Origin of the sequence: Amycolatopsis sp. NPDC051903, assembly GCF_044452505.1 — a bacterium.
GTDB lineage: Bacteria > Actinomycetota > Actinomycetes > Mycobacteriales > Pseudonocardiaceae > Amycolatopsis.
Genome location: NZ_JBITBT010000001.1, coordinates 198,095 through 209,907, shown reverse-complemented (window position 1 = coordinate 209,907; position 11,813 = coordinate 198,095). Strand labels below are relative to the sequence as shown.

Below are 11,813 nucleotides of genomic sequence, written 5' to 3'. Positions count from 1 at the left end.
GCGCCGGTCACCAGTTGCGATTACCCCGCTGGACTTCGATGAGGCGCGGGCGCACGTCCACGAGGTACACCAGCGTCGCGGCCATGGCGGGGACGTAGAAGATGAAGCCGGGCCCGTTGATGAAGTTGCCGAACAGGACCAGCGCGAGCGTGGCGCCACCGGTGATGAGCATCCAGATCGGCTTGGTCTTCTTCTCCGCCGCCGGGTACGCGTCGGAGCGCTGCAGCAGCGCGTGAACGAAGGCGAAGAGCCCGACCAAGGCGCTGCCCCAGTGGATGACCATGATGATCCATTCGGCAACCAGCACCAAGTCAGCTTACGGCAAACCACCCAACCCACCCGGGCCCCGGCAGCGGGTGCTGCCGGGGCCCGGGGGTGTCGTTCGTTACTTCTCGGTCTTCGGCTCGGCCGGCTTCTTCGCGGCGGTGGTCGTGGTGCGACGCGCCGGCGAAGCGGTCTTCGGCGCCGTGCGGTTGGCGGCCTTGCGGGCCACGGAGCGGGTCTCGTGGGCCAGGTCGTCACCGAGTTCCTCGACGGCCTCGGCGGTGTCGTTCGCGACCTCGGTCACTTTGCGGGCGGTCTTCTCGCCGGCGGAGCGGGTGCGCTTGGTCACCTTGGCCAGCACGTCGTCGACGCGGCCGCGGGTCTCCTCGGCGAGGCCGTCGACGCGGGTCTGGGCCGTGGACAGCGCCTGGTCGAGCTGCTCGAGGGCCTGCTTCACCTGCGGCTGCGCGGCGATCTTGTCCCAGGCCTGCTCGCCGGACTCGGCCAGCTTGTTGTAGAGCTTGAGCGCGGCCTCGGTGTACTCGTCGATGACCTTGCGCAGCTCGGCCGGGTCGAGCTTCTCGCGGAGGCTCTCGACGTCGGTCGGCAGCTCCTCGAGGTTCTTGCGGGCCTGCTCGCCGCTCTTGCGAGCCTTGGCGACGGCGTCCGTCACGGCGTGGGTAGCCAGGTTGCCGGCGCCGAGCGCGGCGAGCAGCGGGGTGCGGACCTGGTCGATGGCGGTGCTGACGGCCTTGCGGACGTCCTCGGTCTTGGGGGTGGTCATGCCGACTCCTCGGTGGTCTGGTGGGTGGTCGTGGTGGGCTTGGTGGCGGGTTTCTCGGCGGCGTTCTCGCGCCGGAACGACTCGTAGACGTCGAGCAGGACCTGCTTCTGGCGCTCGGTCAGCTCCGTGTCGGCGCGGATCGCTTCGCCGACCGGCCCGCCGGTGGGGAGGTCGAGGATCCCCGCCTGCACGTACAGGGCTTCGGCCGAGATGCGCAGCCCTTTGGCGATCTGCTGGAGGATCTCCGCGCTGGGTTTGCGCACCCCGCGCTCGATCTGGCTCAGGTACGGATTGGACACGCCGGCGAGCTTCGACAGCTGGCGCAACGAAATCTTCGCGGAGCTGCGCTGCTGGCGGATGTACTCACCGATGTCGGAGGCGATGTCCGCGACCTTCTCCATCGGGTTCTGGGTCCCGCCGGGTTCTGTCATCCGGTCACCTCCTCGCGACGTCTTCGACGGTACGCGGGAGTGCTAGCTATTGCAAGCACCCTGCTTGCACTTGTGGGTGTGGCTCCGCTCACCCGCCACTACGGTGGTCCCCATGGCGACTCAACGGCTGCGCCGCAGGCTGGTCAAGCAGCTGATCGAAGAGGACGTGCTGCACGACCCCAAGTGGGTCGAGGCGTTCCGCAGCGTGCCGCGCCACGTGTTCCTGCCACGCTTCTTCACCCACGCCGGCGACCTCTGGGCCGCCGTCGACCGCGGCGATCCGGGGTGGCTGGAGCGCGTGTACTCCCGCGACGTCCTGGTGACCCAGCTCGACGACGACTCCTCGCTGTGGGAGCAGGCGCGCGCCGCCGGGCCGGTTTCCGGCGTGCCGACGAGTTCGTCCAGCATGCCCGCGATCATGGCGATCATGCTCGAGGAGCTGCGCGTCGGAGACGGGCACCGCGTGCTGGAGATCGGCACGGGCACCGGTTACAACGCCGCGCTGCTGAGCCACCGCTGCGGTTCGGGTCTGGTGTCCACTGTGGACGTCGATGCCGGGCTGGTTTCCTCGGCTCGGGAGCACTTGCGGAAAGCCGGCTACGCGCCGGCCGTGGCCGTCGGCGATGGCGCCCTCGGGTTCCCGTCCGGGGTGCTGTTCGACCGCGTGCTGTGCACGGCCTCGGTTTCGTCGATCCCGCCCGCGTGGCTCGAACAGACGGTCCCCGGCGGCCTCATCGTGACCACCCTCAACCGCCCCCTCGGCGCCGGCCTGGTCCGCATCACCGTCGGCGACGGCGCCACGGGCCACGGCAAGGTCCTCGCCCAGGACGGCCGCTTCATGCCGCTGCGCGCCCACCGCCTGCCACCCCCACCCACCCTGCCCACCCCCTCCGACCACGACTGGCGCCCCACCCAGTTGCCCCTCGACCTGGTGCTGAAGCCGCGGCTGAAGTTCGAGTTCTTCGCGTCCTTGGAGCTTCCCGACGTGCAACCCGTCCTCGATCGCGCTGACGACAGTGCCGACCCCTATCCCGGTTCGGTAACCGATGAGCCTCCGGCCGGCCCCTCGGCCTCGCCGAGCTGCGGCACCACGGCCTCGCCGAGGGACGGCGCCACCGATCCGGCGACGGGCTCTGCGGCCTCCGCCTCCGGTGCCGATTCGGCCTCGGATCGTGGTTCTGGCGCGGGTACCGGTTCGGATTCAGAACCGGTTCCAGCTTCCGGCTCAGGCCCGACCTCGGGCCCGGGGCTGAGGTCGGGGACGGATTCGGGTTCAGGTCCGGTTTCGGGTCCCGGTCCAGGTCCAGGTCCGGGTCCGGGTTCGGGTCCGGGTCCGGGTTCGGGCCCGGGTCCGGGTTCGGGCCCGGGTTCGGGCCCGGGTCCGGGTTCGGGTCCAGGTTCGGGTCCGGGTCCAGGTCCGGGTTCGGGCCCGGGTCCAGGTTCGGGTCCCGGTTCGGGTTCAGGTTCGGGTTCGGGTTCGGGTTCGGACGATCGCCCCCGCCCAGGCTCCTTCGCCCTCACCCACCCCGACGGCTCCTGGGCCCGCTACCGCACCCGCGGCACCACCCTCGAAATCGCCCAAGGCGGCCCCCGCGCCCTCTGGGACCTCGCCGAACGCGCCTACGTCCTCTGGGACTCCCTCGGCCGCCCCCAACGCGACCGCTTCGGCCTCACCCTGGACGGCCCCCACCAAGAATTCTGGCTCGACGAACCCGACGGCCTCCGCTGGAAACTCTGCGACTAGGCCCAACCCACCCAGCTCCGCCGCCCACAACAGCTCGCTGGGTCCGACCCAACCGCTCGTCCCCAACCTCAACCCCTCGCTGGGTCCGACCCAACCGCTCGTCCCCAACCTCAACCCCTCGCTGGGTCCGACCCACTCAGCCACACCCGACAGCACCGCTCGCAGAGTCCAACCCAAACGCTTGCCCCCCACCCCAACCGCTCGCTGGGTCTAACCCACTCAGCCACACCCGACAGCACCGCTCGTGGGGTCCGACCTACCCGCTAGCCCCAGCGGGCACTCCTCGCTTGGACCGACCCAGCTACTCGTCCCCACCCTGCAGGCGCTAAGTGGGTCCGACCCACCCGCGCATGCTCAGCCGGGCCAGGTTGTTGGGTCCGACCCAACCGCTAGCCCCAGCAGCAGAGCTCGCTGGGCTGACCCCACCTGCCCATCCCCACCGGCCTCCGCTCTGCGCAGTGCAGGGGTCTGCCCCAACAGCCACCAGCGAACATCCGCGCGGCTTCGCCCCCAACATCGGCAAGAACCAGGCCAGGAGCACCGCCTCAGCCGCACTGCCGGCACTGCCCGCTCACCCCAGCCGAACCACATTCTTCGACCGAACTGCCCACTGGGTCCGACCTACCCGGCCGCACCAACAGCACTCCTCACTGGGTCCGGCCCAGCTACTTATCCCCACCCTGCGGGCGCTTGGCGGGTCCGACCACCCACGCATCCCCAGCCAGGCCAGGTCGTTGGGTCCGACCCAACTGCTTGTCCACACGCGCGCGGCTCGTTGGGTTCGACCTACTCACCATCCCCAGGTAGGCCACCCGCCAGGTTCGACCGCACCCACTTCTCCACCTGCGCAACCACCTCGTCGAGCGAAACGGCCGTGGTGTCGATGTGCTCGACCTGCGTCCGTATCCACAGGTTGAACTCCAGCATCTCCTCGATGCGCGGCTCATCCCATTCGCGCCAGGCGGGGCGGGCGCGCAAGCGTTTGCCGAGAGCGTCCGGGGAAGCGACGAGGGCCAGGTAGTGCACGTCGGAGAAGAAAATGCGTTCCGGGAGGGGCTCGAGTTCCTGCGGGGCGACGGTGCCGCACAGCACGACGGGCAGGCCGTTCTGGTGCAGCATCGCCGCGGTGCGCAGCCAGGTGGCGCGGAAGCCGCGGGTGTCACCGTGCCAGGCACCTGTCCACAGGACGTCCTGCTCCAGGACCACGGCATCCCCAGCCAGCCGCGCCGCCAGGGCCGGCCCGACGGTCGACTTGCCGGCGCCGCTCGGCCCCGTCAGTGCGAACAGCGGCAACCGCCGGAAGGGCCAGCGGTGGCCGCACGCCGAGCACACCAGCGTGGCGCCCGAAGCGTGCGGTGACTCGGCCCGATCGCCGCACGCTGGGCAGATCCGCAGGTCGAGAGCGCACACCGGCGGTCAGTCGAACAGGTTCTCGAGGAAGCTGCGCTTGCGGTGCCCGCCGTACGGCCGCGGCGAATCCGAGTAGCCACCGCGATACGGCCGCGGCGAATCCGCGTATCCACCCCGGTACGGCCGCGGCGAATCGGAGTACCCGCCGCGATACGGGCGCGGCGAGTCGGGCCGGCTGTGCGCGTACGGCGGCGGTGGCCGTTGCCCGTAGTACGAGCTCTCGGCCCCGACGATCTGCTCCAGCTCACCGTGGTCCAGGAAGATCCCGCGGCACGCTTCGCACTGTTCGATGTGGATGCCGTTCTTGTCGACGGCCCGCATCCGGTTCTGACACTTCGGACAAATCACCCCGCCGAGACTACGCAGATTCCGCCCGCCGCGTCAGCACGCGCACAGGCAGAACGGGTGCCCGACCGGATCGGCGTACACGCGGAACGTCTTCGGCGAGTCGTCCAGCAGCTTCGCGCCGAGGCTCAGCACGCGTTCGTGCGCGGCCTCCAGGTCCGTGACGTCCAGGTCCACGTGCGCCTGCTGCGGCTTCTCAGCCGACGGCCACTCCGGCGCCCGGTAGTCCGTCACCCGCTGGAACTCCAGACGAGCACCGCCGAGCGGGTTGACGAGCCGCGCCCAGTGGCCGTCGGGCGTCACCTCGGGTTCCGTCCAGTCGAGCAGCGCGCGGTAGAAGCCGGCGAGCGCCGCGGGGTCCGGGCAGTCGATGGCCACGCCGCCGAAGGTCGGTGTCGCACTCATGTTTCGTCTCCCTCCAGTAACCGGTGTTCGGATTATGGGAGTTATCGTTCGACGAAGCAACCAGCATCCCTCGTACACTGGTTGCGTGCACACCGACGCGACCCTGGTGGTGGACTTCCTCAACACCGTCGACATCGAGCACGGTGAGGACGTACTGGACAACCCCGAACTCTGGCGACGGTGGGCCGAGGAACACGAGTTGTCCCCAGGTGAGGGCGACGACGCGCGCGCGGCGCGCGACGGCCTGCGCGCGGCCGTCGGCGACCCCCGGCTGCCCGGCGCCTCCCTCGAAGTCCCCCTCGTCTTCTCCCTCGACGACGGCGGGCCCAGCCTGCGCGGCACCGACGCGACCTCGACGATCCTCGCCGCCGCCACCCGCCTCGCCATCCGCGGCGACTGGGTGCGCCTCAAGATCTGCCCGGCGGACGACTGCCTCTGGGCCTTCTACGACGAGTCCCGCAACCGCTCGCGCACCTGGTGTTCGATGCGCGTTTGCGGAAATCGCGAAAAGGCGCGCACCTGGCGCGCCCGGGCGACGGGTGTGCACAACTGACGTTGCCCGAATGGGGTTGTGGACAAGTCGGGGTGGGCACCACATGTGCACGTGCAGAAGCACCGGATCCCCACAAGTTGTGGATGGGCGTTAGGCCATCACCGTGAAAAGTTGTGGATAACCCGGGGGATAACTCAGGTTCCTGTGGACAACTGGTTCTGGGGTCCCCCGGGTGTGGTAAAGGCACGGGTTGCGTGTGGATGGGTGCGGGGAGTGGTTGTGGAGGGGTTGGATTGGGCTGTGTGGGGGATGGGGTCTGGGGGCCGTCGCGGGGGCGGGTGCGGCTGATCTGTGGTGGGGATGCGGTCCTGCGCGGGGGCGTGTTGCGGTGCGTAGGCACCCCGAAGCTTGAGTGTGACTACGGCCGCTGACCCCGTGTCAAGGCGGGAAAGCGTGCCTTGACACGGGGTCGGCGGCCGTGGGGAAGCTTCGGATCGAGGTGCCGGGCAGGGACTGGGCGCATCCTTAGTGGGGTGGTCGGGCGGCGGTGCCGTATGCGTGGTGCGTCGCCTTTTGAGGTGGTTGGCAGGGGCCTGGGCGCAGCCTTGTGGTGGTGGGCGGCGGTTGCGTGCATCGCTTTGCGTCGCCTTGGGTGGGTGGCGGAGTTGAGCGCGTCGGCTGAGGCGGGGCGGGGCTGGGTGCATGACTCATTGCGTTGTCGGCCGGCGGTTTCGTGGTTGGAAGCCCGTCGCTGTTGAGTTGTTGCGCGGGGCTGTTGGGTCGTCGGCCGGTGGTGGGGCTGGTGTAGGGCGTCGGTGCGTGGCTCGGTGGAGACTCGTTCCGGGGGGCCGTGACTGAGGTTCCAGGGCACCGACATAAACAGCCGGTGCACCGGATGGTCCGGCCACCCAGGGATGGTGGCGGTCGCATTCGGTGCACCGGCTGTTCGTCACCCGCTCGGTTTGAGCGGGCGCCGCGGCGGCGTCCCGGCACAGCCCCTCGACGTGCCGGGAGCCGCCGACGGCTCAGGCGGGCTTCGGTTGGCGCAGGTTCCCGCTCGGCGCGGTGAGCGGGAACCTCCGGAGCACGCCCGTTGTGGGTCCCGGCGCCGCGGGGGCCGCGCGGCGCCGGGACCAGGACCCGATCCGGCCGGGCGCGGTCGGCCGGTCGGGAAGCGAGGTCTTGCGCATGGTTCAGCCCCTGGGGAAATGCGTGCGGTGGGGTGAGCCAGGCGCTGCGAACGGGCGCGCGCTCCAAGAAGTTGATCTTGGTCTGGACGTGGCTCTCCCCGGAGGACCGGGTGGTCGGTCAGTCCGGAGAGGTGGTCGGCAGGGCCGCTTCGCGACCCGCCCCCGCGACTTCGTGGTCGCGGCTCACGCCGATCAGCTTGAGCTGGGTCGTCGTGACGCTGTCCGCGGCGACCGCGAACGGCTGCCGCGCGCCGCCCGAGCCGTCGTGGCCCGAGTTGGCGGTGGTGCTGGGTGCGGCGGGGGCGCTGGGCGCCGAGGGCAGGCCGCCCCCGCCCCCGCCGCCGCCGTTCGCGGCGCCGAGGTGGGACGCGCTGTCTTGCTTGGCCGCGGCGGCGCTCTGCTGCACGGGGATCAGGTGCACTGCGCCGAGGTACCTGACGCCGTGGATCTCCTGCTCCGGTGCCGTCGCCGGCACCGCTTCGGTCGACGTCCCCGGCGCGACCGCAGCGATCTCCGGGACGGGCGCGGTCGCCGGCTCGGGCGCCGTCGCGCTGACCCCGCCGCTCACGGACCCGCCCGAGAACACCGGCCCGAGCACGTCGCCGATCGGGATCAGCGGCGGGTCTTCACCCGTGCCCGGCATGGTCGTCACGGGCGGCAGCACACTGCCCCCGACGTCGCCCACCGTGTCGACGACGCCGGTGACCGAGGTCAGGGTGGTGTCCACGACCCCGAGCACGCCGCCGAGAAGACCGCCGAGCAATCCGCCGCTCGGGGATCCACTCGTGCGCAGGGGCGTCTGGTCTGTTGTGGACTGCTCCGAGCCGGTTCCAGTCGGCGCACTCGTTTCGCCGCCTTGGCCGGAGTTCGTACCGGAGCTGGGTGACTCATTGCTGGGGGACGAGGTCCCGGACTGGTCCGAGCCAGCGCCGGTGGAGGTGCCGGAGCTGGAGCCGGCCGAACCGGACTGGTCCGAGCCAGTGCCGGTCGACGTGCCGGAGTTGCTGTCCTGGCACGGGTTGCCGGTGCCGGACTGATCCAGGCCGTTGTCGCTCGGCGTGCCGGTCTCGTGGGAGCCGCTGCTGTCGTTGTCGGATTGGTCCGGATCGTTGGTGCTCGGTGTGCCGGTCTCGTGCGAGCCGCTGTTGTCGTCCGCGGTGCCGCCTTGGGCCGGGTTGCTGGTGCCGGAGTGGTCCGAGCCGTTGTCGCTCGTCGCGGCGGACTCGGGGGAGCCGCTGCTGCCGTTCGACGAGCCGCTGTCGGTCGCGGTGCTGGTGTCCGAAGTCGACGCTCCGGACGGGCCGCCGTGGTGCCAGTCCCATGTGGACGTCTGAACCCAACTGTGGTGGCTGTGCCGGTGTTCCCGCGCCTTTTCCGCGGCCTCGCCGTGTGAAGCGCGCCCGGGTGCCGTTGCGACAGTCCCGCCGGAGGTGTCACCGCCGTGGGGGTGTTCGGCCGCGTCGGCGCTCGCGCCGGCGAGCACGGCTCCCAGGAGCCACCCCACGACCGTCAAACCGCCCGCCAACGCGATTCGCGCAGCGGGCCGGGAGAGAGGTGCAGTCCACGGTCGCGGGCGGCGGAGGGCGGGATCAGCGCTGGTGACCGGGGGTGCGACGGTGCGCACGGATTCCGTGCCGCTCACGCCACCACCACCGTCCGCGCCTGAAGCTCATGCGGTTCGCCGCACGAGGCTGATCCAACTGGGTTCTTCTCCGGCCAGGTCGCAGTTCCCCCGGGGCTGCACTCTTTCTAGCACCGCCCGCGAGTGTTTCATCTTCCCTGCGTTCGATCCACCCCGTAAGGCGGAACGGGCTTACCGGCTCCGGTGTCCGAACGGCCGAAGTTGATCACGGAGCGTGTGCCCGGACGGACGGGCTGCGGCCATCCGGGCGGCCGGTCGCACTGCGGTTGACCTGATGTTTCAGCCCGAAAACGTACTCTCGGTATTTCCGGCTTGACGCACTGTCAACGAAATCGGAGCGTCACCGGCCCGGACTCGCCGGGCGCTCCGGCCGCGACCAGCGGAAGTGGTCAGACGAGTTGCCGCAATCGCTCGACGGCTTCGTCGATGACCTCGTTCCGTTTGCAGAAGGCGAAACGCAGCAGGTGTTTCCACTCGTCCGGGTGATCTGTGAACACCTTGACGGGCACGGCCGCGACGCCGACGCGCTCGGGCAGTTGCCAAGCCAGTTCCGCCGCGTCGGAAAAGCCGAGCGGACGGACGTCGGCCGTCACGAAGTACGTGCCGGTGCTCGGCCGCACGGCGAAGCCCGCGTCGGCGAGGCCCGCGGAGAGCCGGTCGCGTTTGTCCTGCAGGCTCGTGCGCAGTTGTTCGACCCACGCGAGTTCGTGGTCCAGCGCGTACGCGACGGCCGGCTGCAGCGGCCCGCCCGAGACGAACGTGATGAACTGCTTCGCCGCCTTCACCGCGGCGACGAGTTCGGGCGTCGAGCAGACCCAGCCGATCTTCCAGCCGGTGCAGTTGAACGTCTTGCCGGCGCTGGAGATCGCGACCGTCCGCTCGCGCATGCCGGGCAGGGTGGCGAGCGGGACGTGCTCGGCGCCGTCGAACACGAGGTGCTCGTAGACCTCGTCGGTCACGGCGACCAGGTCGTGCTCCACGCACACCGCCGCGACGGCCTCCAGCTCGGCGCGCGAGAACACCGTGCCGGTCGGGTTGTGCGGCGAGTTCAGCAGCACGGCGCGGGTGCGGGGCGTGACGGCGTCGAGCAGGGCGTCGACGTCCAGCTCGAGGCGCCCGCCGGCCGTCTCGCGCAGGCCGATCACGCGCCGCTGGGCGCCGGCCATCGCGACGGCCGCCGCGTACGAGTCGTAGTACGGCTCGACGACGATCACCTCGTCGCCCGCCTCGACCAGCGCGATGAGCGCCGCCGTGATGGCTTCGGTCGCGCCGGCCGTGACGAGGACCTCCGTGTCGGGGTCGTACTCGGTGCCGTAGCGGGTGCGGTGGCGCGAGATGGCCGCGCGCAGCTCGGGGCGGCCCGGGCCGGGCGGGTACTGGTTGTCGCCGCCGAACAGGGAGTTCTTGGCCGCTTCGAGCATGCCGGCGGGGCCGTCGGTGTCGGGGAAGCCCTGGCCGAGGTTGACGGCGTCGTGCTTCACGGCGAGCGCCGTCATCTCCGCGAAGATGGTCGCGGTGAAGGGCCGGAGGCGAGGGACGAGAGCTGGTTCACGCACGAAAACGCATCCTCACGGACAATGGCCTTGTGGAGCAACTCACCCCAGCCAAGGTCACGCCCGCGGACCCGCCCGGAGGCGCCGCCGGCGAGGAGGCGAAGAAGCGCGGCCTGCGCCGCATGAAGCTGGTCGCGCTGGCCTTCCTGCTCGGCGCCACGGTCGTCTTCCTGCTCACGAGCTGGGCGGAGGCGGCCGGCTGGCCCGCGTGGGTCGGCTACGTCCGCGCGGCGGCGGAAGCCGGCATGGTCGGCGCGCTCGCCGACTGGTTCGCGGTCACCGCGCTGTTCCGGCACCCGCTCGGCCTGCGCATCCCGCACACCGCGATCATCCCGAACAAGAAGGACCAGCTCGGCAACAGCCTGGGCGACTTCGTCGGCTCGAACTTCCTGTCCGAGACCGTCATCCGCGACAAGCTGAAGCGCGTCGAGATCTCCCGGCGCCTCGGCGGCTGGCTCTCGCAGCGCGAGAACGCCGAGCGCGTGACGTCCGAGCTCGCGACGGTGGTCCGCGGCGCCGTGACGGTACTGCGCGACGAAGACGTGCAGGCGATCATGGAACAAGCCGTGGTCAAGCGGGTCATCGACCGGCCGTGGGGCCCGCCGCTCGGCAAGATCCTCGCGGGCGTTTTCGAGGACGGCGCGCACCACAAGCTGGTGGACCTGATGTGCGACCGCGCGTACGAGTGGGTGCGCGACAACCACCAGACCGTGCTGCGCGTCGTCTCGGACCGCGCCCCGAGCTGGTCGCCGAAGTTCGTCGACGAGATGCTCGCGGACAAGGTGTACGGCGAGGTGCTGACCTTCGCGTGGGCCGTGAAGACCGACGTCAACCACCCGATGCGCCTCGCGCTGGACAAGTTCCTCGGCGAGTTCGCCCAGGACCTCCAGACCGACCCGAGGACCATGGAGCGCGCCGAGCAGGTCAAGGGCCAGATCGTCCACCACGCCGAGGTGCAGCGGCTCATCGGCTCCGCCTGGGCCACCGCGAAGGAGATGCTGCTCAACGCCGCCGAAGACCCGTCCAGCGAACTGCGCCTCCGCGTCCGCGGCGCCCTCGAATCCCTCGGCGACCGCCTCACCTCGGACCCGAGCCTCTCCACCAAGGTCGACGGCTGGGTCGAAGGCGCCGCGGCCTACCTGGTGAAGAACTACTCGAAGGAAATCACCACGATCATCACCGACACCGTCGAACGCTGGGACGCCGAAGAAACGTCCCGCAAGATCGAACTCCAGGTCGGCCGCGACCTGCAGTTCATCCGCATCAACGGCACGGTGGTCGGCGCCTTGGCGGGGTTGATCATCTACACGGTGGCACAGCTGCTTTTCTGAGCCACCCCACTGCCGGCGGGCGGCTGAAAGCCACGGCCTGCGGCGCGCCGCCGACCCAACTTCGGCAACCAGCCATGCAAGGCGACGCGCAGCCACCTGCGACACAGCCTGTCGACAACTGAAAGAGATCTCCATCCAGCCCCGTGGCCGAGCACCTCAAATGGCGACGAACGCCCACCTACGGCACCGCCGCCGAGCCATCCACCGAGGGCGTGCCCAGC

At 70.4% G+C, this 11,813-nt stretch carries 12 protein-coding genes and 1 pseudogene; 5 read left to right on the top strand and 8 right to left on the bottom strand.

Annotated features, from left to right (window positions below; genetic code table 11):
• Positions 1-7: 7 nt before the first annotated feature.
• From ACIA77_RS01105 to ACIA77_RS01095, 3 genes are all read right to left on the bottom strand, one after another.
• Positions 8-307, bottom strand: a complete 300-nt coding sequence (locus tag ACIA77_RS01105; RefSeq protein ID WP_395883725.1) for a DUF2516 family protein — start codon at positions 305-307, stop codon at positions 8-10.
• 78 nt (positions 308-385) lie between these two features.
• On the bottom strand, positions 386-1,048 hold the full coding sequence (locus ACIA77_RS01100) for a hypothetical protein (RefSeq protein WP_395883724.1): 663 nt from the start codon (positions 1,046-1,048) through the stop codon (positions 386-388).
• On the bottom strand, positions 1,045-1,449 hold the full coding sequence (locus tag ACIA77_RS01095; protein ID WP_395884305.1) for a helix-turn-helix domain-containing protein: 405 nt from the start codon (positions 1,447-1,449) through the stop codon (positions 1,045-1,047). The genes ACIA77_RS01100 and ACIA77_RS01095 overlap by 4 nt, the downstream gene beginning before the upstream one ends.
• A 142-nt stretch (positions 1,450-1,591) precedes the next feature.
• On the opposite strand from ACIA77_RS01095, the pseudogene ACIA77_RS01090 reads away from it, so the two are divergent.
• Positions 1,592-2,497: pseudogene (locus ACIA77_RS01090) on the top strand (methyltransferase domain-containing protein); the annotation flags it as partial.
• 1,512 nt (positions 2,498-4,009) lie between these two features.
• Here ACIA77_RS01090 and ACIA77_RS01085 read toward each other — a convergent pair.
• The 3 genes from ACIA77_RS01085 to ACIA77_RS01075 are packed head-to-tail and all read right to left on the bottom strand — an operon-like array spanning position 4,010 to position 5,383.
• Positions 4,010-4,633, bottom strand: coding sequence for a nucleoside kinase (locus ACIA77_RS01085; protein WP_395883723.1), 624 nt, complete (start codon positions 4,631-4,633; stop codon positions 4,010-4,012).
• A gap of 6 nt (positions 4,634-4,639) precedes the next feature.
• On the bottom strand, positions 4,640-4,999 hold the full coding sequence (locus ACIA77_RS01080) for a zf-TFIIB domain-containing protein (RefSeq protein ID WP_395884304.1): 360 nt from the start codon (positions 4,997-4,999) through the stop codon (positions 4,640-4,642).
• A 15-nt stretch (positions 5,000-5,014) separates the two neighbouring features.
• Positions 5,015-5,383: a VOC family protein gene (locus ACIA77_RS01075; protein ID WP_395883722.1), complete on the bottom strand. Its 369-nt coding sequence runs from the start codon at positions 5,381-5,383 to the stop codon at positions 5,015-5,017.
• Positions 5,384-5,468: 85 nt separating this feature from the next.
• Here ACIA77_RS01075 and ACIA77_RS01070 point away from each other — a divergent pair, with 85 nt between their 5' ends.
• The gene (locus ACIA77_RS01070; RefSeq protein ID WP_395883721.1) at positions 5,469-5,936 is read left to right on the top strand and encodes a CGNR zinc finger domain-containing protein; all 468 of its coding nucleotides are present in this window, start codon (positions 5,469-5,471) and stop codon (positions 5,934-5,936) included.
• Positions 5,937-7,184: 1,248 nt separating this feature from the next.
• Here ACIA77_RS01070 and ACIA77_RS01065 read toward each other — a convergent pair.
• Positions 7,185-7,793, bottom strand: a complete 609-nt coding sequence (locus tag ACIA77_RS01065; RefSeq protein ID WP_395883720.1) for a hypothetical protein — start codon at positions 7,791-7,793, stop codon at positions 7,185-7,187.
• 58 nt (positions 7,794-7,851) lie between these two features.
• Between ACIA77_RS01065 and ACIA77_RS01060 the strand changes: the two genes are divergently transcribed.
• Both ACIA77_RS01060 and ACIA77_RS01055 read left to right on the top strand, forming a co-directional pair.
• Positions 7,852-8,103 carry a hypothetical protein gene (locus ACIA77_RS01060; RefSeq protein WP_395883719.1) on the top strand — a complete coding sequence of 84 codons (252 nt, stop codon included), beginning with the start codon at positions 7,852-7,854 and terminating at the stop codon, positions 8,101-8,103.
• Positions 8,104-8,124: 21 nt separating this feature from the next.
• Positions 8,125-8,400 carry a hypothetical protein gene (locus ACIA77_RS01055; RefSeq protein WP_395883718.1) on the top strand — a complete coding sequence of 92 codons (276 nt, stop codon included), beginning with the start codon at positions 8,125-8,127 and terminating at the stop codon, positions 8,398-8,400.
• A gap of 697 nt (positions 8,401-9,097) precedes the next feature.
• On the opposite strand, the gene ACIA77_RS01050 is transcribed toward ACIA77_RS01055, so the two are convergent.
• Positions 9,098-10,264, bottom strand: a complete 1,167-nt coding sequence (locus ACIA77_RS01050; RefSeq protein ID WP_395883717.1) for a pyridoxal phosphate-dependent aminotransferase — start codon at positions 10,262-10,264, stop codon at positions 9,098-9,100.
• Positions 10,265-10,293: 29 nt separating this feature from the next.
• On the opposite strand from ACIA77_RS01050, the gene ACIA77_RS01045 reads away from it, so the two are divergent.
• Positions 10,294-11,592, top strand: coding sequence for a DUF445 domain-containing protein (locus ACIA77_RS01045; RefSeq protein WP_395883716.1), 1,299 nt, complete (start codon positions 10,294-10,296; stop codon positions 11,590-11,592).
• Positions 11,593-11,813: the final 221 nt, after the last annotated feature.